Genomic DNA, 20276 nt, shown 5'->3' with positions numbered 1-20276 from the left:
GTAAGCGGTAAAGGAGCGTGAATCAATTGACAGAACCATTATTTTTGACCCCTGTATTTCAACCTAAGATTTGGGGTGGCCGTAAGTTGGCCACTGAGTTTGGTTATCACATTCCAGACGGCAAGATTGGCGAGTTGTGGGCGATTTCAGCTCATCCTCATGGCCCTAACACGATCAAGAATGGGCCATTAGCCGGTATCACACTGGCTGAGGCTTGGCAGGATCATCAGGATTATTTTGGCCACCAGACGGGGAAAGTCTTCCCACTGTTGACCAAAATCCTGGATGCAAACGATAGCTTATCTGTTCAGGTGCACCCTGATGATGCCTATGCGGCAGCACATGAGCAACCCGGTGAATTGGGCAAAACAGAATGCTGGTATGTCATTTCGGCTGATCCAGATTCTTATCTGATCTATGGACACCATGCCAAAACCCGTGAAGAATTAGCTGACATGATTGAAAAGGGTGAATGGAACGAACTGTTGCGCAAAGTGCCGGTGAAGGCTGGCGATTTCTTCTATGTGCCTAGCGGGACCATTCACGCACTGAACAAGGGAATTATGGTTCTTGAAACGCAACAGAGCTCAGATACGACCTATCGCTTGTACGATTATGATCGCACTGATGATCAGGGCCATAAGCGTGAATTACATATCAAGCAGAGTATCGATGTGACGACTGTGCCACATCACGATCCAAAGCTTGATGTCACAACCGAAACGGTAGCGGATGCCACAATTACCAGTTATGTGAAACCACCAATTTCGCCGTATTTTGCGGTTAATCGCATTGAATTGCATGGCAGCTTGAGTCAAGAGGCCAACGCGCCATATACACTGGTTTCTGTTCTCGATGGGAAGGGCCAGTTTATCGCGGATGGTGAAGCTTACGTGATTGAGAAGGGGACACACTTCCTGATTCCTAATCAGATTAAGTCGTGGACCTTTACCGGTGAAATGGAAATCATCACTTCCACACCGGGTAAAGAAGAATAAACTAAAAAAGCTGCGTCGACTTCAATGTCGATGCAGCTTTTTATATCTGATTAGAATCCCGCCTTGATGTAGCCCTCATCCGCTAACTTCTTGCGTAGTTGCAAGATAGCGGTGTAAGTGGCCAACAAGTAGACTTGGTCTTCTTTGAATTCTGGAATGGCCTTGATCACATCGCCCAGATCGGGGATGATCTGTAATTCATCTTCAGGAACGCCAGCGACCTTGAATCGATAAGCGATATCTTGATACCGTTCACCGCCTGCCAGATAGCTCGTGGCGTGGTTGCCTGCGACGAATTCTTCAAAGTTACCGTCCCAGATCCAACTGGTATCGATCCCGTCCGCGTAATTCGCATTGAGCAGGGTGGCCAACGCAAATGGCTTGTCTTGATGCGAAATCATGTCGAGAACCTCGTTTAGACCGACTGGGTTCTTGACCAACACCAAGGTGACGGCCTTATCCCCCACATGGACGACTTCTTGGCGACCAAAGACTTTTTCGTCGTAAGCGAAGGCCTTGGCAACCTCGTCGGGTGAGACTTCAAAGGCTTCACCAACAGCGTAGGCAGCCAGTGCATTATAGATGTTGTACATTCCACCGATTTGAATCGTGTAAGGATGCTGATCGATGGCAAATGTGGAATGCGTTGGGGTCAATTCATTGACCTGAGTGACTTGATTGGTCAATTCAGGCCGCTTGAAGCCGCAGTTAGGGCAGAAAAAATCCCCCAAGTTACTATAAGTAATATCATGATAGTGCAGGATATGGCTACATACCGGGCACAAGACACCGTCCGTGTTAGGTGGCGCCATCAGATCTTCTGTACTGTGGCTCTCAAATCCGAAGTAGCGCACCGGATTTTTGAATTCACGCGAAGAAAAGATGGGTGCGTCACCATTAGCGATGACCAGAGCATCCGGGGCGAGATTGATGCCATCCAGAATCTTTTGGTAGGTGGTATAAAATTCACCGTAGCGATCCATTTGGTCACGGAAGATATTGGTCAGCACAAACGCCTTAGGATGCAAGTACTTGGCGACAGGGGCAACGTTTGCCTCGTCAACTTCAAGCACCGCAATGCCACGCCCCTTACCAGACTTTGGTTGGGCCAAGAAGGCGGTGATGATACCTTGCATCATGTTTGAGCCCGTTGGATTGGTCAAGATTTCATTGTATTTTGCTTCAATACTTTGACAATCAGGTTGGTGGTGAGTGTCTTCCCGTTGGTCCCAGTGACCACGATCACGTCATAATCACGTCCGAGATGCGCCAGGACATCGGGATCAATGCGACTCGCAATTTTACCGGGGAGGGAGGACCCGCCCTTCAAGAATGTGTGTAAGAACCAGTATGCACCGCGCCCAGCGAATGCCGCGGTGGAGGCCTTTGCAGAATTTGAGTTTGCCGTAATCGTTCTTCCTCTCAAGTTTAATGGCTTTATCATAGCACATTTTTTTTTTTGCGTGGATGAACGGATTCGCCGCAAACTGGTTGTGAAACAAGCCGTGAAAAGCTGTTTTTAGTCGAGAATTTTTGTATACTGGGAGCAGTGATTTTATTTGGGAGGCGATTTGATGGCGCAGCTCTTCTTTCGTTACGGTGCGATGAATAGTGGGAAGACAATTGAAATTCTCAAGGTCGCGCATAATTATGAGGAACAAAACAAGCGGGTGCTGATTTTGACCAGTGCGGTGGATGATCGCTCAGGCGTTGGCATCATTGCGAGTCGCATCGGGTTGGAACGGCCTGCGATTCCAGTACACGCAGAGACAGATATTTATTCGCTGGTTGAAAACGAACATGATTTGGCTTGTATCTTAATCGATGAAGCGCAATTCTTAGAGAAACACCATATTTTAGAAGCGGCACGCGTTGTGGATGAGCTGAAGATTCCAGTGATGGCATTCGGTCTCAAAAACGATTTTCGGAATGAACTCTTTGAAGGTTCAAAGTACTTGTTACTCTATGCCGATAAGATAGAAGAAATGAAAACCATCTGCTGGTTCTGTGCCAAAAAGGCGATCATGAACTTGCGTGTGAACAATGGTAAGCCAGTTTATACAGGTAGCCAAATTCAAATCGGTGGTAATGAATCTTATTACCCAGTATGCCGCAACCACTACAGCCATCCCCCATTAGACAAACAGGAGGTTTCAAATGGATAAGATTTTTGCCCAACTGGATAGCGTGTTGGACCGCTATGATGAATTACAAGAATTGATGTCAGATCCTGACGTCATTAATGATACCAAGCGTTACCTCGAACTCACCAAAGAAGAGGGTAGCTTGCGTGACGTTGTGACCGCTTATCGCCGTTACAAGCAAGTGCTCGCTGACATTGAAGAGAGTGACGAAGTGTTGCGCGACAGCCACGATCCAGAAATGGAAGCATTGGCCAAGGAAGATCTCGAAAGCTTGAAGAGTGAAAAAGACGAGCTTGAAAGCAAAATCAAGATTTTGATGTTACCTAAGGACCCTAACGATGATAAGAATATCATCATGGAAATCCGCGGTGCCGCTGGTGGGGATGAAGCGAGTCTCTTTGCCGGTGACTTATTGAATATGTACATGCGTTATGCTGAACGCCAAGGTTGGACCACCGAGATTGTCGATGAAACACCAACTGAAGTCGGGGGCTACAAAGAAGTCGCTGTCATGATTACGGGGGAGAATGTTTACTCCAAGCTGAAGTATGAAAATGGCGCGCATCGGGTGCAACGGATTCCATCAACGGAAAGCCAAGGCCGGGTTCACACCAGTACGGCCACCGTTGTGGTCATGCCAGAATACGATGAAGTGGATATCGAACTCGAAGCCAAAGATATTCGGACCGATGTCTACCGCTCTAGTGGTGCTGGTGGGCAACATATCAATAAGACCAGTTCTGCTGTGCGGATGACTCACTTGCCAACGGGGATTGTTGTCACCATGCAAGATCAACGGTCACAACAACAAAACCGTGAAAAGGCCATGCAAATTTTGAAGAGCCGTGTTTATGACTACTACGAGAGCCAAAATGCGGAAGAATATGCTGAAAACCGGAAGACCGCTATCGGGACAGGGGATCGTTCCGAACGGATTCGGACTTATAACTATCCACAAACCGGGTGACTGATCACCGGATCGGGCTCACACTCAACAAGCTCGATCGCATTATCAACGGTGAATTAGATGACGTGATTGATGCTTTGATTCTGCACGATCAAACCGCGAAGTTGGAACAAATTGGCGATTAATACTTATCAGGAGGCGCTCGATTGGGCGTCTTTGTTGTTGGCACCGCATCAGATCCCCATTGAAGATGCCGCGTATGTGCTCGAGGTGCGGCAAAATTGGACGCCAACGCAGCGACAGTTACACCGCAACGATGCCATTGATGCGGCGGTATTAACGCAATTTCAAGCCGATGTGAACCGTCTCGTTCAACATGAACCCGCGCAATACATCGTGGGCCAGGCGCCATTTTTGGTCGCTGGTTTGACGTTTCACCAGCGGTTCTGATTCCACGATTTGAGACTGAAGAACTGGTCGCATGGGTGCTGGATGATTATCCCACCAGTGCGCGCGGCATCGATGTCGGTACCGGTAGTGGCGTGATTGGACTCACCCTACTAGCAGAGCGGCCGCAATTTGAGATGACTTTAGTGGATGTCTCACCGGCGGCCTTAGCTGTTGCAAAGCGCAATGCAGCCATGCTCGAGGTGACACCAACGTTACGCCAGAGCGATCTCCTGACGCAAGTACCTGATGAGCCGGTTGATTTTGTCATCGCTAATTTGCCCTATATCGATCGGGCCGAAATGACGGTGATGGATGAGAGCACCAAACAGTTTGAACCCGAATTGGCCTTGTATGCCGAGAACCATGGGCTCGCACTGTTTATCCGACTCTTTGAAACCGTTCAGGCGTATGTTAAACCGGGCGGGCACGTTTACCTTGAATTCGGGTATCAACAGCAACCTGCTCTGGCACGGATGATTGCACTGCAGTTACCGGCAGCATTAGTGGAATTTCGGCGCGATATGGCGGGTCAGCCACGAATGGTCAAAATCACGCTCGATTAAGATTGAATGCTTGAGAAAGAAGGCAAATCATGGCAACAAAACGATTAACTCCTGATGAACTCGATGAAGCGGCACAGTTGTTGAAAGATGGGCAACTAGTGGCTTTTCCAACAGAAACGGTGTATGGCTTGGGTGCGGATGCGACCAATGTGGCCGCGGTGAAGCAGGTGTATCAAGCCAAAGGGCGGCCATCTGATAATCCATTGATTGTCCACGTTGCTGACCCTGAGATGGTGATGACGTATGCGACGTGAGTGCTGATGCACACCGGTTGATGACTGAATTTTGGCCGGGGCCATTGACGATTATTCTGCCGATCAAACCCCATGCCTTGGCTAAAGAGGTGACTGGGGGCTTGAATACGGCCGCATTTCGACTACCAGCCAATGACACCACCCGGGAACTGATTCGCCGCGCCGGTGTGCCCATGGTTGGTCCTTCCGCCAATACCTCGGGCAAACCGAGCCCGACGACCGCGACCCATGTCCTGCACGATTTGGACGGCAAAATTGCGGCGGTGGTGGATGATGGACCGACCAAGGTTGGGGTTGAATCAACCGTGATCGATATGACGGTGACGCCGCCTGCAGTTTTGCGCCCCGGTGCCATTGATGCCGCAATGCTGTATCCCGTCATCGGTGAGGTGGCGACCGAGGTGCACAAAGTCGGTGCCAAAGAGACACCAAAAGCGCCTGGCATGAAGTATAAGCACTATGCGCCGAATGCACAGGTTGTGATTGTCCGGACAGAGGCCGACTTCGATGCGGCTATCGCATGGGCTGAACAGCAGGATGACGTGTTTGGTGTGCTCGCGACCGATCACGTATTGGCAACTTTGCCCGCAACAATGCCACAGTTCTCGTTGGGGCAGGATGTGACCAGCGCCGCGCATAATCTGTTCGCCGGTCTGCGGTATTTCGATAACCATCCTGATGTCAAAATGGTCCTAGCGGAAGGCTTCGAAACAACGGGGTTGGGTTCCGCTTATATGAATCGTATCAACAAATCAGCAGGTGGCCAATATTTTACAGCCACCGAATAAAACGACGCCGGATATTATTTTTAGAATAATATCCGGTTTTTGTGTCTAATGGCGGGATTTTTGATGAAAAAGTTCGTCAATTGGGCGTCGTTTAGTAGTCACGTCCTGTCGCCTTTGCTATAATGGGTGTACACAAGGAGGGGATTGTCCATGGATTTTTTGAACACTGATCCAGAACTGTTTCAAGCGATTGCAAACGAAGAGGAACGTCAACAACACAATATTGAATTGATTGCGTCAGAAAATATTGTGAGTCCCGCTGTTCGTGCTGCTCAAGGTTCCGTTTTGACCAACAAATACTCCGAAGGTTATCCGGGCCATCGGTACTACGGTGGTAATGAATTCATCGATGTGGTTGAAAATCTCGCGATTGATCGGGCCAAACAATTATTTGGTGCCGAATTTGCCAATGTGCAACCACATTCGGGCTCACAAGCCAACATGGCGACCTATCGCGCTTTTCTCGAAGATGGTGATGTGGTCTTAGCCATGGACCTGACAGATGGTGGTCACTTGACCCATGGGAGCACCGTCAATTTCTCCGGCCAAACCTATCATTTCTACCATTATGGGGTTGATCCTGACAGTGAAGTGCTGGATTACGCCAAGATTGAAGAAATCGCCCAAAGTGTGAAGCCACGGATGATTGTTGCGGGCGCTTCTGCATACAGTCGCTTAATCGACTTCAAGAAGTTCCGCGAGATTGCTGATGGCGTAGGTGCCTTTTTAATGGTAGATATGGCACATATCGCTGGACTGGTTGCCGGTGGCATGCACATGAACCCCGTTCCATATGCGGACGTGGTCACGACAACGACGCATAAAACACTGCGCGGCCCCCGTGGCGGGATGATTCTGGCCAAAGAACAATATGGCAAGGCAATCAACTCCGCCTTGTTCCCTGGTATTCAGGGGGGGCCACTCGATCACGTGATTGCCGCTAAGGCGGTTGCACTCGGTGAAGCACTGAAACCTGACTTTGCGGATTACGCCAAACAAGTGGTGATCAACATGCAAGCCATGGTGGAAGGCTTTAAGGAAGACGATAAGTTGCGCCTGATTGCTGGCGGCTCTGACAATCACCTGGCCTTACTCGATGTCACCGCCTATGGTCTGAATGGACGCGACGTTCAGGATCTGCTCGATACCGTGATGATTACCACGAACAAGAACCAAATCCCTGGCGAAGCAACGGCCCATTCAAAACAAGTGGGATTCGTGTCGGGACAGCGGCAATCACCACACGTGGTTTTGACGCTGCAGAGAGCAAGCGGGTCGCGGAATTAATCAGTGCGACTATCCAAAATCGTGATAATCAAGGAAAACTTGATGAGATTAAGCAGGAAGTACTTGCCATGACGGCTAAGCATCCCTTAAAATAGATAAGATTTATCTACTGTTGCTAACGACACAAGGGGGCTTTTACATATGGGCAAGTTTACGGTTTTGAACCACCCACTGATCCAACACAAATTAACATTGATCCGCGACAAAAGTCGGAACAAAAGAATTCCGGGAAGTTGCCAACGAAATCGCCGAATTGATGGTCTACGAAATCACGCGTGATTTACCACTTGAAGACGTTGAAGTGGAAACACCAATGGGCAAGTCAATTCAAAAGCAATTGGCCGGCAAGAAGCTGGCTGTTGTGCCTATTTTGCGGGCAGGCCTTGGGATGGTCGATGGGGTCTTAGAATTGATTCCTGCGGCTAAGGTCGGTCACATCGGGATGTATCGTGACGAAAAGACACTGATGCCACACGAATACTTCGTGAAGATGCCAACTGATATCGATCAACGTGACCTGTTCATCGTGGATCCAATGCTTGCTACCGGTGGTTCTGCCATCATGGCAATCGATGCATTGAAGAAGCGTGGCGCACAATCAATGCGCTTAGTTGTGCTCGTTGCCGCACCAGAAGGGGTTAAGGCTGTTCAAGAAGCTCACCCTGATGTTGACATCTACTCAGCTGCCCTTGATGAACGCTTGAATGAAAATGGCTATATCGTTCCTGGGTTAGGGGACGCTGGCGACCGGTTATTCGGTACCAAGTAAACCTGAATAAGCTCACACGGAGGTGGGGCAAATTGTGAAATGGTTTGGACCATTTTTACAGGTCATTTTCATTGCCTCAAGATCCTGTGATTGCTTATATTGAAAACAGAGACAGCAAGACACCTCAATGTCTTCGCGTGTCTCTTTTTCAATTGCTGAAAACGGAATTTGACACATGAAAAATCACAACATTCAAGACGACGAATAAAGTTATGAATTCCTTTGTCTTTTTCAGTAAATGGTGTTAGAGTAATGATTGTGTTTTGTAGGAGTTTCCCGACAATCCGCGATTTCAACATCGCCCGGGGGTCACGAACGACATACCGCCTTAGGGTGATACATATCGCGACCCTTCTTCGATGATAGTAAGGAGGTGAATTCTGTGAACGAAAGTTATCCCTATCTGAATCTTTTCGGTCTCCGGTTCAATCTCGCTAATGATATTCCGATATTAGTGACTGCCATTTTGATTTTTATCTTAGTTTTCTGGTTATCGAGAAAGCCGAGTCTGCGACCTAAAATGAAGCAGAACGTACTGGAGTGGATTATTGATTTTACAAATGGGATCGTCAAAGGCGCAATGCCGGGGGAAGAGGGCAACCGATTCCAGCTCCTGGCATTTGTCTTGTTCCTATTTATCTTTATCAATAACCAGATCGGGTTATTCCTCCAAGTTGACATGGGTGGAAAAACCTGGTTCCGGTCACCAACATCTAGTCCTGTCATCACGATGTCGTTAGCGATGATGGTTCTGCTGCTGTCGCACTACTTTGGGGTCGCGTTTAAGGGCTTCAAGGGGTATTTGAAGGGATACGTTTCGCCGTTAGCGTTTTTAGCACCGATTAACATTCTTGAAGAGTTTACAAACTTCATTACGTTGGCGATGCGGCTATACGGGAACATTTTGCCGGTGAAGTGCTCTTACTGCTGATTCAGCAGTTTGCCTTCTCAGGCGGTATCGTATCATTTGGCGCAGGGTTCTTGCTAGAAATGGTCTGGCAAGGATTCTCAGTATTCATTGGTAGTATCCAAGCGTACGTCTTTGTCACACTTGGTATGGTCTATACCTCACATAAGGTATTAGCTGAATAATAGGAGGAAGAAAAATATGCAATACATCGCAGCATCTATCGCAGCCGGTCTCGCCGCGCTTGCCGCTTCATATGGTAATGGTCACGTTATCTCTAAGACACTTGAAGGTATGTCACGTCAACCAGAACTCTCTGGTCAATTACGTTCTACCATGTTTATCGGTGTTGGTTTGATCGAAGCTGTTCCAATTCTTTCCATCGTTGTTTCCTTCATCTTGATGAACAAGTAATTTCAAATAATTCAAGAGGAGGGAGTGACAAGTCATGGCCGAATTAGGTGATATGCTATTCTTGATTGTGACGTTCGCCGTTCTGATGTTCGCTGTTGGTAAAGTTGCCTTCAAGCCAGTATCAAAAATGATGACCGATCGCCAAGATAAGATTACCAACGATTTGGATTATGCTGATAATGCCCGTAAGGAAGCCGCTGATTTGGCAGCACAACGCCAAGACGAGCTGAAAAACTCCCAAGCCGATGCATTAAAGATCGTGAATAGTGCGAAAGAAAATGGTGAGAAACAACGCCAAGCATTGCTGACTCAGGCACAAACTGAAGTGAGCACGTTGAAGCAAAATGCGCAGACTGATATTGATCAGGCTAAGCAGGATGCTTTGGCAGATGCTAAGAATGTCGTTGCAGAATTATCATTAGCCATCGCGACTAAGATTATCGGCAAGGAACTCAGTGCCAGTGATCAACAACAACTCATTGATGATTACATTAAAGGGTTAGGTGATACCAATGGCACTAACTAATGCGATTGTCGCACCACGTTATGGGCGGGCCCTCTTTGAAGTGGCCGAAGCTCAATCGATTACAGATACAGTTCAAAGCGAACTGAATGCAATCGACGATGTGTTGCAAGCTAATCCGACATTGATTTCAGCGCTTTCGGCAGCTAATTTGAGCGTTGAAGCGAAGCAACAAATGATCCAAACCTTAATGACCGGTGCAAGTCCACTGGTTCAAAACTTGATTCAAATGCTCTTTGACTACGGGCGAATCGAGGCGTTACCTGCAGTGAGTGCTGATTTTGCAGCACGTGTCGCTGCGGCACAAGGTGTAGTCTCAGCAACAGTTGTGACGGCCGTTGAACTGACAGCGGATCAAGCTGCAAGTCTCAGCCAAGCAATTGCTGCGAAGTTTGGGGTGAAAACAGCGGTACTCACACAGCAAGTGGACCCAAGCGTTCTCGGCGGGGTGAAGGTGATCAGTAATCACCGCATCATCGACGGAACGGTTGCAACACGTTTAGCCAAAGTGCGTGCCCTGTTAACCAAGTAAAGAGAGGTGAACCGGATTTGAGTATCAAAACAGAGGAAATTAGTGCTCTGATTAAGCAACAACTTGAAGGCTATCATGATGATCTAGCTGTTGATGAAGTTGGTACTGTGACCTACGTTGGTGACGGTATTGCACGGGCACAAGGCCTTGAAAACGCCATGGCCAACGAATTACTTCAATTCAGCAACGGTTCATACGGGATGGCCCAAAACCTTGAAACTAATGACGTCGGGATTATCATTCTTGGTAACTTCAACGACATTCGTGAAGGGGACCAAGTTAAGCGTACTGGCCGGATCATGGAAGTGCCTGTTGGCGAAGGCATGATCGGACGGGTTGTCAATGCTTTAGGACAACCAGTTGATGGCTTAGGCGAAATCAAAACAGATAAGACCCGCCCAATTGAATCTCCAGCACCTGGCGTTATGCAACGGCAATCCGTTACGGAACCATTGCAAACTGGGTTAAAAGCGATCGATGCCTTAGTGCCAATCGGTCGTGGTCAACGTGAATTAATCATCGGTGACCGTAAGACTGGTAAGACCTCAATCGCGGTTGATACGATTATCAACCAAAAGGGTCAAAACATGATTTGTATCTACGTTGCTGTTGGTCAAAAGGAATCAACTGTACGGACACAAGTAGAAACCTTGCGTAAATATGGCGCAATGGACTATACCATTGTTCTGACAGCTGGCCCTAGTGAACCAGCGCCAATGCTCTACATTGCACCTTATGCTGGTAGTGCCATGGGTGAAGAATTCATGTACAACGGCAAACACGTGCTGATTATCTTTGATGATCTTAGTAAGCAAGCAACGTCATATCGTGAAATATCCTTGCTGCTCCGTCGTCCGCCTGGTCGTGAAGCCTACCCTGGGGACATCTTCTACACGCACAGTCGTTTACTTGAACGCAGTGCGAAGTTGAGTGATGAACTCGGTGCAGGCTCAATGACTGCGCTTCCTGTGATTGAAACACAGGCTGGTGACTTGTCTGCGTATATTCCAACCAACGTTATCTCAATTACGGATGGTCAGATCTTCTTACAAAGTGATCTGTTCTATGCAGGGACACGTCCAGCTATCGATGCTGGGTCTTCCGTTTCCCGTGTTGGTGGGGATGCCCAGATTAAAGCCATGAAGAAGGTTGCTGGGACATTACGGCTTGACCTCGCGTCATTCCGTGAACTCGAAGCCTTCACACAGTTTGGTTCCGATCTTGATGCGGCAACTCAAGCCAAGTTGAATCGTGGTCGCCGGACGGTTGAAGTGCTGAAACAACCACTTCACCAACCATTGGCTGTCGAAAAGCAAGTGTTAATCCTTTATGCGTTGACACACGGCTTCTTAGACACGGTTCCTGTCGATGATATTGCACGGTACCAAAGCGAATTGTTTGATTTCTTTGACAGCAGTCATGCTGATCTTGAAAACACAATCGCAACAACGGGTGACTTACCTGATACTGATCAGTTGGATGCTGCAATGAAGGCTTTCGTTGCTGGCTTCCAACCAACAGCTAGCGCAAGTCATTAAGGAGGTGCCACATGGCTGAATCATTGATGGATATTCAACGCCAGATCGCGTCGACTAAAAAGACAGGCCAGATTACCCAAGCCATGCAAATGGTCTCTGGGGCTAAGCTGACTCAGATCGAAAAGCGTGCCAAGAACTATGAAGTCTATTCTTCAAAGATTCGCGAGATTGTGACGCACATTGCGTCGCCACAACTCCTTGAGCTCGCCAAGCAAATTGCTTCTGATGGTTCTGATACAGCCTCAACCAACGGCCTAGGCTTACAATTGTCTAGCCTGTTGCAACAACGGCCAGTGAAGAAAACCGGTTATCTGGTGATTACTTCTGATCGTGGATTAGTTGGTGGCTATAACAGCACAATCTTAAAAGCGATGATGCAAATGATTAATCAAGACCACAAGTCGTCAGACGAATACGTCATGATGGCGATTGGTGGGGTTGGCGCCGACTTTTTCAAAGCTCGGGGCATGAACTTGGCTTATGAGTATCGTGGTGTGAGCGATATCCCAACCTTCAACGAGGTTCGCGAAATCATTCAAACGGCGGTTACCATGTTTAATAGCCAAGTGTTTGATGAGTTATACGTTTGCTATAACCATCACGTCAACTCATTGACTTCAGCGTTCCGTGCTGAAAAGATGCTGCCGATTACTGACTTAGATGTTTCGGAAGTTTCTGATCAACACATCGAATATCTCACCGAACCTGATCCCGAATCAGTGTTGGATGCGATTTTGCCACAGTACGCTGAGAGCTTAATCTTTGGTGCCATCATGGACGCTAAGACAGCGGAACACGCTGCCTCAACAACGGCCATGAAGAGTGCGACAGATAACGCCAATGACTTGATCTCCTCATTATCGACTGAGTATAATCGGGCACGACAAGCTGCGATTACAACTGAAATTACCGAAATTGTCGGTGGGGCAGCCGCGCTTGAATAGGGCGGAACAAACAACAGGAAGGACGATTTCATGAGTACAACTAATGGGCAAATCGTTCAAGTGATCGGACCTGTTGTCGATGTTGCATTTCCAATTGACAATGACTTACCTGAAATTAATAACGCGTTAACCGTGAAGAAGAGTGACGGCAGTGCTTTGGTTCTCGAAGTGGCTGTTGAACTCGGTGACGGTGTGATGCGGACGATTTCCATGCAAAGTACCGACGGACTCCAACGTGGGATGGCCGTTGAAAACACTGGGGCACCAATTTCTGTGCCAGTGGGTAAGGATACTTTGGGTCGGGTCTTCAATGTCTTAGGGGATACCATCGATGGCGGTGACGCTTTTGCAGCGGATCACAGACGCGATAGCATTCATAAGGATGCACCAGATTTTGACGACTTGAATACCAGTTCTGAAATTCTTGAAACTGGGATTAAGGTTATCGATTTACTTGAACCCTACCTTCGTGGTGGGAAAGTTGGGTTGTTCGGTGGTGCCGGTGTTGGTAAAACCGTTTTAATCCAAGAATTAATTCACAACATTGCTGAAGAACACGGTGGTATTTCTGTGTTTACCGGTGTTGGTGAACGTACCCGTGAAGGGAACGACCTTTATTTTGAAATGAAGGAAAGCGGCGTGCTCGAAAACACGGCCATGGTGTTTGGTCAGATGAACGAGCCGCCTGGTGCCCGGATGCGGGTTGCCTTGACTGGTTTGACCATTGCGGAATACTTCCGTGACGTCGAAGGCCAAGATGTGCTGCTCTTTATTGATAACATTTTCCGGTTTACCCAAGCTGGTTCTGAAGTTTCTGCCCTTCTGGGTCGGATTCCTTCAGCTGTTGGTTACCAACCAACCTTGGCAACTGAAATGGGTCAATTACAAGAACGGATTACATCAACCAAGAAGGGTTCAGTTACCTCAATTCAGGCCATTTATGTGCCTGCCGATGACTATACTGACCCAGCGCCCGCAACAACGTTCGCTCACTTGGATGCTACCACTAACCTTGAACGCCGGTTGACACAACAAGGGATTTATCCTGCTGTTGATCCACTGGAATCATCTTCAAGTGCGCTTGATCCCGAAATCGTGGGTGAAGAACACTATCAAGTGGCCACTCAAGTGCAGCAAGTTCTGCAACGTTACCGTGAATTGCAAGATATCATCTCTATCTTAGGGATGGACGAATTGTCTGATGACGAAAAGGTCACTGTTTCTCGTGCCCGTCGGATTCAATTCTTCTTGTCACAAAACTTTAACGTCGCTGAACGATTCACTGGGCAACCAGGATCTTATGTGCCTGTTGAAGAAACCGTCAAGGGCTTCAAGCAAATCCTTGAAGGCCAATACGATAACTATCCAGAAGATGCCTTCCGTCAGGTTGGTCGCATCGAAGAAGTTGTCGAAAAGGCTAAGAAGATGGGCTTTGCTCCTGACACAACAACAACGACAACTACCACAAGCACCGATGCTCAACCCGCAGCGGCAGCTAACTAAAGGGGGGAACGGCCGTGGCTGAAGAAACTCACCTGACCGTCAACATTGTGACCCCTGATGGCCTGGTTTACAATCACCATGCAACAATGGTCATTGTGCGGTCTATCGATGGTGACCTTGGGATCATGGCTAACCATGAACCAATCGTCACGCCACTCCAATTGGGGAAGTTCATGTGCGCCGGATTGATAATCCTGGGCATGAGGACCTCATTGCTGTTAACGGTGGCTTCATGGAAATGTCCGATAACGTGGCCTCAATTGTAGCGGATTCAGCGGAACGTGAACGTGATATTGACCTCTCACGGGCGGAAGCTGCACGACAACGTGCACAACAACACCTGCAAGAAGCACAAGCACAACACGACACTGATGAAGCACAACGGGCTCAGGTCGCACTGCAACGGGCAATCAATCGGATTCACGTTAAGACTGGGAAGTAATTTCGATTCTTGTGAATCTCACATTAGGCTGTACCAAAGACATCAAGTCTTGGTACAGCCTTTTTTGTGTCAAACAAGAGTTGTGATACGGCACTTGTTATTCTTTCAATGGCACGGTAAAGTGGAAGGGCGAATGAACTCGGAGGTGAAATGATGTATCGAGATCTTGGATTTACCGCATTACTGACGATTGCGTCGCATTTCTTCTTTATCGCGACGGCATTTCGGATGCTGCGCGCGGTCAGGTTTGACCAGTTCTTGCGCCCCAATCATGTGAATGAGAGTCGCTTTTTATTACTTTTCATCGCCATTGCACTGGGCTTTGGTGTGAGTGAGTTCTTCTTGTCCCTTCTTGAGGCGGCTCGCAACCTGATTTATTTGGTGCAGTAGTTAGACTATCCAAATATTAAAATAGAGATAGGAAAAAGGCTGAGGTAGAAAAACGGTTCAATCCAGAGTATAATTCATTATTAGTTAATCTTAGAGGAGAGAACATCCATGGCAAAAGACATTGGGATTGATTTAGGGACGGCAAATGTCCTCATCAACGTGAAAGGCAAAGGGATCGTATTAAACGAACCTTCTGTTGTCGCGATTGATACAAAGACCGGCAAAGTCCTTGCGGTGGGCACAGAAGCCTATCGCATGGTCGGTCGTACTCCCGGTAATATCCGGTCAATTCGACCATTAAAGGATGGCGTGATTGCAGATTTTGACATCACAGAAGCCATGCTTGAATACTTTATCAACAAATTAGATGTCAAAGGCGTCTTATCGAAGCCAAATATCTTGATCTGCGCACCAACAAATATTACTTCTATCGAACAAAAGGCGATTATTCAGGCAGCGGAGAAATCCGGTGGCCGGAAGGTCTACTTGGAATTTGAACCAAAAGTGGCTGCTGTTGGTGCTGGTTTGGATATTTTCCAACCTCAAGGCAACATGGTCATTGATATCGGTGGTGGGACTGCTGATGTGGCGGTCTTATCAATGGGTGAAATCGTAACGAGTCGGAGTTTGCGGCTCGCCGGTGATCGCATGGATGCTGCCATCGTCGCTTACGTTAAGAACAAGCATAAGTTACTGATCGGGGAACACACCGCTGAAAAGATTAAGATCGAAATCGGGGCGGTGTATGACGCCGACCCTGAAGAGACAATCGAAGTGCGTGGGCGTGATATTGCAACCGGTTTACCTCGCGAAGTCGAAGTCACAGCAGCTGAAGTCGAAGAAGCCTTGCATGAAACGATGCTGGCGATTGTTGGCGCGGCTAAGGAAGTGCTTGAACAAACACCACCTGAACTGTCCGCTGACATTATCGATCGCGGAATCATGTTGACCGGTGGTGGGGCCTTATTGAAGGGTATTTCACAACTCTTCGCTTCTGAACTCAAGGTCCCTGTGCTCTTAGCAGATGCACCACTGGACGCCGTGGCACTTGGGACAGGCACACTGCTCGATAATATCGCACACCACAAGCAATACTAGGAGGCCTATCTGTGAGTTCACATTACGCAGGGCAAGTCCTCAAAAAAGTGGGCTGGGGGCTCTTATTTGCGCTCATCGCGCTGTTGATTGGCCTGATGGTTGGTTACGGTGTTGGTGGTGGCAATCCACTCAAGATCTTTTTGCCTAGCACCTGGGGGCACATTTTCGATTTCCTTCACTAGGAGATGCAATGAAAAAGGACTCAAATTACTGGTTCGTGGCTATCAACGATTTATTTCACCACTGTTTCCACCCAGCTGTCGTTACTATCCGACGTGTTCGAGTTACATGCTGGGGGCGCTGGAAAAGCACGGCGCACTGAAGGGCAGCGTGATGGGGATTGCACGGATTTTGCGCTGCAATCCATTTATTCGTGGTGGCTATGATCCGGTGCCTGATTACTTCACGTTAAGACGCAATCGGGCCACAGACAAACAAGACAAGGAGCAACATATTGGCTAAGGAACAGAAAATTAAAGTGGCACTTGATGATGTGACACGCAATGGTCGAACGGTTTCCGTCCTCAGTTTGGGTAAGCAAGAGATTGGTTACATTGAATCTGAAGGCGACAAGTTCGCAGCTTATTTGGCAGGGAATACAACGGCTAATCGGTTCAAGAATATCGATGATGCGGTCAATTTTCTGATTTCAGAATATCATCTGCACCACAGTTAAGTTAGCGTTAAAACCGACCACGTCAGCTTGATTGCTGAGGTGGTTTTTGCTGTAATAGAGAAAACAACGAAGGGACGAGTGCTGTGGCTAAGGAATTAAATGCCGAAGAACCCACGAGTCGGTTAGATTATGGAATCATTTTGTCAGTTATGTTGCTGGCACTGGTGGGAATGGCCGCAATCTACATGTCGATTGTGCATGCAGGCACGGCTTCCCCGATGCGGGCGCTGATCATGCAGGCGGTCTGGTACATCATTGGGGGCGTCGGAATCGCGATTGTGATTCAGTTTGACGCGGAACAGCTTTGGCGAATCGCGCCAGTGCTGTATGGCATCGGGATATTTCTACTGATTGCGGTTTTGTTCCTGTATGATCGCAATGTGGCGGCCTCGACGGGGGGCCAAAAGTTGGTTCAAGTTTGGACCAATCACGTTTCAACCGTCTGAGGTGATGAAGCCGGCGTATATTTTGATGCTAGGTCGCGCCGTCACGCAACACAACACGGAATACCAGCATTCGGTGAAGAATGATTGGCGTTTGCTCGGGACGATGCTCCTGTGGACACTGCCGGTTGTCGCGTTGATGCTGTTGCAAAAAGACTTAGGGACGACCTTGGTCTTTCTGGCTATTTTTTCTGGTGTTGTTCTGGTCTCGGGGATTACCTGGAAGATTATTGCGCCAGTCGCGGGCGTAGCGGCGGCTGTGGGTGGTTCTGCCATTCTGCTGGTGACCCAGTCATGGGGGCGACAACTCCTATCGACAGTGGGCTTTAAGGCCTATCAATTCGCCCGGATTGATTCCTGGTTGAATCCTTCGGGTAATACAACCGGTGATAGCTTCCAGCTGTGGCAGTCGATGAAGGCCATTGGCTCCGGCCAGCTCACGGGTAAGGGCTTCAATCACCTCCAAGTGGTCGTACCCGTTCAGGAATCTGATATGGTGTTCTCAGCAATCGGTGAAGCGTTTGGTTTCATCGGTGCCGCGGGCCTCATTCTGTTGTATTTCTTACTGATTTATCAAATGATTCGCGTCATTTTTGACACCAAAATGAGTTTTACGCCTACATCACAACCGGTGTGATTATGATGATTGTGTTCCACGTTTTTGAAAATATTGGGATGAACATCGGGCTGTTACCACTGACCGGGATTCCATTACCGTTCATCTCACAGGGGGGTTCATTCTTGTTAGCCAACATGCTGTCGGTTGGGTTAGTGCTATCGATGCGCTATCACCACACCAGCTACATGTTTAGCCAGGAACAGGAAGGCTTCCAATAAGCTTTGAATGGGAGAGGATAGCATGGCATATTTTTGGCAAGAAGAACAAGCTGACGGCACAACAAAGCTGGGCTTAACGACTGAGGCGCAGGAAGAATTGGGCCAAATCAAATTCGTTGATTTGCCGGATATCGGTGATCAGGTCACGGTGGATGAACCACTGTTTGCGGTTGAAGCCGAAAAAGCAGTCTTGGATCTCGATAGCCCGATTACGGGCCAAGTGATGCAAGTGCACGCAGCATTGGCGGACCAACCCGAGCTGCTGAATGATATGAGCCAAAAGCAAAACTGGGTTGTCACTGTAAAGCAGCCTAAATAAAATAAAAAAGTGCGTTGCGACAAAATCATTTGCCGTGACGCACTTTTTTAGTGAGCAAAATAGGCTTGAGCCAAATCGATGTAGGTGGTTATCGCGGCCCGATAATCTGCTAATGGGAGATGTTCATTGATCTGATGGCTGAGGTGATTGTCTCCAGGCCCGAGAATAATGGTCGGAAAGTGACTGTCAGATTTCGTGAATTCCGACGCGTCGGTGGCACCGTGTGAGATGGTCAGCGGGATGCGCTGATCGAAGGCTTTTTCGGCCACCTGTTGCGCGATTTGAACCAGAGGATCTGTGGGCTCGGTATATACGGGGAAGAAGCTGTGTGTTAGCTCAAAAGTGAGCTCACTATCGGGTTCCTTGTTGAGTGAATCGACCAGGGACTGCAGCCGCTCAGTCACCATCTGATTGGTAAAACTGGGGGTGGGACGGACATTGCCGGCGAGACTCGCGGTGTCGGGAATTGTGTTGACCTGAGCCCCACCATTGATGACGGTGACGCTGTGTACGAGTGCGCCAATCACAGGATCTGTTGGCGCATCATCGAACAGGTGTCGCTCACGCACGATGAAGTCCGCGAGAGGCTCAATCGCATTTTTAGCCAGTTCTGGGCGGGAACTGTGGCCGGCTAAGCCTTGGCTGTGCACCTTGTAGTTGAACGAGCCAGCGTGAGCGTATTCGATATGATGGTCAGTTGGTTCACCGACAACTAAGGCATCGATGTCATCAACGACACCCGCTTGGGTGAGTTGCCGCGATCCGGGAGCACCATATTCCTCGCCGACAGTGACGATGAAGCGAATGTGGCCGGCAAAATGATTCCGGTGCAGTGTCGCAAGAGCCACTGTCATCGCTGCCAGCCCACCTTTCATATCGACACTGCCACGGCCATAATGGTGTCGGCTTGAATCAAGCCCGCAAATGGCGGCTGTGCCTAACTGGCTACGGGTTCGGCACTGACAACATCGGCATGGCCGGTCCAAGCCAGTAGTGGGTGGCCACTCCCGATTTCTGCGATGAGATTATCGCGGCCGGGCGCTGTTTCGACAAAATGGGCATCAATGCCGGCATCCGCTAAATAAGATTGAATGATTTGGACGACGGCACGCTCATTGCCGTTGACACTGTTGACCTGGATGAGCTGTTGCAATAGGGTGATTGGATCCATGATGACTCACTCCTGACTGAGTTGATTTCGATAATGATTATACGCTAATCCTTTTCTCATTAAAAATCAATTCAAATTTAGTCTTGACATCATTTTGTGGCGCGGTATATTGATTGCAATCTTAAGAAACAAACGCGATGAGAGAGTAAGTCGTCTAGACTGTGCAGAGAACCCGAAATGGTGAGAACGGGGTAGTGATGATGATTGAAAATGACTCATAATTAGCGGTGCACCGAGCTCATTGAGTGAGGCTGCGATGGCGTGGCTGCCATTATCAAAGCACACAGGTTGTTTGATCTGTGATTCAGGGTTGTTAGGCGCCTACAACCGAACTTAGAATGGTACCGCGATGACTCGCTTCTAACTTGGTTAGGGGCGA

Annotated in this window: 16 protein-coding genes and 9 pseudogenes; 22 read left to right on the top strand and 3 right to left on the bottom strand. The window is 48.4% G+C overall.

What is annotated here, in order from left to right; genetic code table 11:
- The first annotated feature begins 26 nt into the window (after window positions 1-26).
- Window positions 27-998, top strand: a complete 972-nt coding sequence (gene manA, locus JCM17471_RS08360) for a mannose-6-phosphate isomerase, class I (protein WP_054777565.1) — start codon at window positions 27-29, stop codon at window positions 996-998.
- A 50-nt stretch (window positions 999-1048) separates the two neighbouring features.
- On the opposite strand, the pseudogene JCM17471_RS08355 reads toward manA, so the two are convergent.
- Window positions 1049-2442, bottom strand: a pseudogene (locus tag JCM17471_RS08355) (MurT ligase domain-containing protein).
- Between the two features lie 130 nt (window positions 2443-2572).
- Here JCM17471_RS08355 and JCM17471_RS08350 point away from each other — a divergent pair.
- From JCM17471_RS08350 to JCM17471_RS08255, 21 genes and pseudogenes are all read left to right on the top strand, one after another.
- A complete protein-coding gene (locus JCM17471_RS08350; RefSeq protein ID WP_054777514.1) occupies window positions 2573-3163 on the top strand; it encodes a thymidine kinase in 591 nt (196 codons plus the stop codon).
- A pseudogene (gene prfA / locus JCM17471_RS08345) lies at window positions 3156-4234 on the top strand (peptide chain release factor 1). The gene JCM17471_RS08350 and the pseudogene prfA overlap by 8 nt, the downstream one beginning before the upstream one ends.
- Window positions 4230-5062, top strand: a pseudogene (gene prmC / locus JCM17471_RS16555) (peptide chain release factor N(5)-glutamine methyltransferase). The pseudogenes prfA and prmC overlap by 5 nt, the downstream one beginning before the upstream one ends.
- Before the next feature lie 29 nt (window positions 5063-5091).
- Window positions 5092-6104 (top strand): annotated as a pseudogene (locus tag JCM17471_RS08335) (L-threonylcarbamoyladenylate synthase).
- A gap of 150 nt (window positions 6105-6254) precedes the next feature.
- Window positions 6255-7486, top strand: a pseudogene (glyA, locus tag JCM17471_RS08330) (serine hydroxymethyltransferase).
- A gap of 46 nt (window positions 7487-7532) precedes the next feature.
- Window positions 7533-8160: pseudogene (gene upp, locus JCM17471_RS08325) on the top strand (uracil phosphoribosyltransferase).
- A gap of 382 nt (window positions 8161-8542) precedes the next feature.
- A pseudogene (gene atpB, locus JCM17471_RS08320) lies at window positions 8543-9252 on the top strand (F0F1 ATP synthase subunit A).
- 16 nt (window positions 9253-9268) lie between these two features.
- Complete coding sequence (gene atpE / locus JCM17471_RS08315; RefSeq protein ID WP_054777513.1) at window positions 9269-9481, top strand: F0F1 ATP synthase subunit C; 213 nt, start codon at window positions 9269-9271, stop codon at window positions 9479-9481.
- A gap of 34 nt (window positions 9482-9515) precedes the next feature.
- Window positions 9516-10007: a F0F1 ATP synthase subunit B gene (atpF, locus tag JCM17471_RS08310; RefSeq protein ID WP_054777512.1), complete on the top strand. Its 492-nt coding sequence runs from the start codon at window positions 9516-9518 to the stop codon at window positions 10005-10007.
- Window positions 9994-10536: an ATP synthase F1 subunit delta gene (gene atpH / locus JCM17471_RS08305; protein WP_054777511.1), complete on the top strand. Its 543-nt coding sequence runs from the start codon at window positions 9994-9996 to the stop codon at window positions 10534-10536. The genes atpF and atpH overlap by 14 nt, the downstream gene beginning before the upstream one ends.
- A gap of 17 nt (window positions 10537-10553) precedes the next feature.
- A complete protein-coding gene (gene atpA / locus JCM17471_RS08300) occupies window positions 10554-12074 on the top strand; it encodes a F0F1 ATP synthase subunit alpha (protein ID WP_054777510.1) in 1521 nt (506 codons plus the stop codon).
- An 11-nt stretch (window positions 12075-12085) separates the two neighbouring features.
- Window positions 12086-13018: a F0F1 ATP synthase subunit gamma gene (locus JCM17471_RS08295; RefSeq protein WP_054777509.1), complete on the top strand. Its 933-nt coding sequence runs from the start codon at window positions 12086-12088 to the stop codon at window positions 13016-13018.
- Between the two features lie 30 nt (window positions 13019-13048).
- Window positions 13049-14521 carry a F0F1 ATP synthase subunit beta gene (gene atpD / locus JCM17471_RS08290; RefSeq protein ID WP_054777508.1) on the top strand — a complete coding sequence of 491 codons (1473 nt, stop codon included), beginning with the start codon at window positions 13049-13051 and terminating at the stop codon, window positions 14519-14521.
- A 14-nt stretch (window positions 14522-14535) separates the two neighbouring features.
- Window positions 14536-14963 (top strand): annotated as a pseudogene (locus JCM17471_RS08285) (F0F1 ATP synthase subunit epsilon).
- A gap of 153 nt (window positions 14964-15116) precedes the next feature.
- Window positions 15117-15353, top strand: a complete 237-nt coding sequence (locus tag JCM17471_RS08280) for a DUF1146 family protein (protein WP_054777507.1) — start codon at window positions 15117-15119, stop codon at window positions 15351-15353.
- A 108-nt stretch (window positions 15354-15461) separates the two neighbouring features.
- The gene (locus JCM17471_RS08275; protein ID WP_054777506.1) at window positions 15462-16451 is read left to right on the top strand and encodes a rod shape-determining protein; all 990 of its coding nucleotides are present in this window, start codon (window positions 15462-15464) and stop codon (window positions 16449-16451) included.
- 47 nt (window positions 16452-16498) lie between these two features.
- Entirely contained in the window at window positions 16499-16633 is a 135-nt protein-coding gene (locus JCM17471_RS14085; RefSeq protein WP_225354224.1) for a DNA-directed RNA polymerase subunit beta, read from the top strand.
- On the top strand, window positions 16620-16913 hold the full coding sequence (yidD, locus tag JCM17471_RS13440) for a membrane protein insertion efficiency factor YidD (protein WP_082395268.1): 294 nt from the start codon (window positions 16620-16622) through the stop codon (window positions 16911-16913). Before JCM17471_RS14085 ends, yidD begins: the two co-directional genes overlap by 14 nt.
- Window positions 16906-17127, top strand: a complete 222-nt coding sequence (locus tag JCM17471_RS08265; RefSeq protein WP_054777504.1) for a DUF2969 domain-containing protein — start codon at window positions 16906-16908, stop codon at window positions 17125-17127. Before yidD ends, JCM17471_RS08265 begins: the two co-directional genes overlap by 8 nt.
- Window positions 17128-17276: 149 nt before the next feature.
- Window positions 17277-18407: pseudogene (locus tag JCM17471_RS08260) on the top strand (FtsW/RodA/SpoVE family cell cycle protein).
- A 22-nt stretch (window positions 18408-18429) separates the two neighbouring features.
- Entirely contained in the window at window positions 18430-18726 is a 297-nt protein-coding gene (locus tag JCM17471_RS08255; protein WP_054777503.1) for a glycine cleavage system H family protein, read from the top strand.
- A gap of 47 nt (window positions 18727-18773) precedes the next feature.
- Here the strand turns inward: JCM17471_RS08255 and JCM17471_RS08250 are convergent, their stop codons facing one another.
- Together JCM17471_RS08250 and JCM17471_RS08245 are read right to left on the bottom strand one after the other, a co-directional pair.
- Complete coding sequence (locus JCM17471_RS08250) at window positions 18774-19712, bottom strand: M20/M25/M40 family metallo-hydrolase (protein ID WP_156321649.1); 939 nt, start codon at window positions 19710-19712, stop codon at window positions 18774-18776.
- The gene (locus JCM17471_RS08245; protein WP_054777501.1) at window positions 19664-19897 is read right to left on the bottom strand and encodes a hypothetical protein; all 234 of its coding nucleotides are present in this window, start codon (window positions 19895-19897) and stop codon (window positions 19664-19666) included. The genes JCM17471_RS08250 and JCM17471_RS08245 overlap by 49 nt, the downstream gene beginning before the upstream one ends.
- Between the last annotated feature and the right edge of the window lie 379 nt (window positions 19898-20276).

The organism is Lacticaseibacillus saniviri JCM 17471 = DSM 24301 (assembly GCF_001311785.1).
GTDB lineage: Bacteria > Bacillota > Bacilli > Lactobacillales > Lactobacillaceae > Lacticaseibacillus > Lacticaseibacillus saniviri.
Note: the sequence above shows the minus strand (reverse complement) of the source record. Positions and strands in the feature narration are given on the sequence as shown.

Bases quoted from the DNA above. Each gene is read 5' to 3' on its own strand.
- JCM17471_RS08295 (WP_054777509.1), top strand. From the start codon at position 12,086: ATGGCTGAATCATTGATGGATATTCAACGCCAGATCGCGTCGACTAAA.
- JCM17471_RS08255 (WP_054777503.1), top strand. From the start codon at position 18,430: ATGGCATATTTTTGGCAAGAAGAACAAGCTGACGGCACAACAAAGCTG.
- JCM17471_RS08275 (WP_054777506.1), top strand. From the start codon at position 15,462: ATGGCAAAAGACATTGGGATTGATTTAGGGACGGCAAATGTCCTCATC.
- JCM17471_RS08245 (WP_054777501.1), bottom strand. From the start codon at position 19,897: ATGGATCCAATCACCCTATTGCAACAGCTCATCCAGGTCAACAGTGTC.
- JCM17471_RS08350 (WP_054777514.1), top strand. From the start codon at position 2,573: ATGGCGCAGCTCTTCTTTCGTTACGGTGCGATGAATAGTGGGAAGACA.
- atpH (WP_054777511.1), top strand. From the start codon at position 9,994: ATGGCACTAACTAATGCGATTGTCGCACCACGTTATGGGCGGGCCCTC.
- atpD (WP_054777508.1), top strand. From the start codon at position 13,049: ATGAGTACAACTAATGGGCAAATCGTTCAAGTGATCGGACCTGTTGTC.
- JCM17471_RS08280 (WP_054777507.1), top strand. From the start codon at position 15,117: ATGTATCGAGATCTTGGATTTACCGCATTACTGACGATTGCGTCGCAT.
- atpF (WP_054777512.1), top strand. From the start codon at position 9,516: ATGGCCGAATTAGGTGATATGCTATTCTTGATTGTGACGTTCGCCGTT.
- atpE (WP_054777513.1), top strand. From the start codon at position 9,269: ATGCAATACATCGCAGCATCTATCGCAGCCGGTCTCGCCGCGCTTGCC.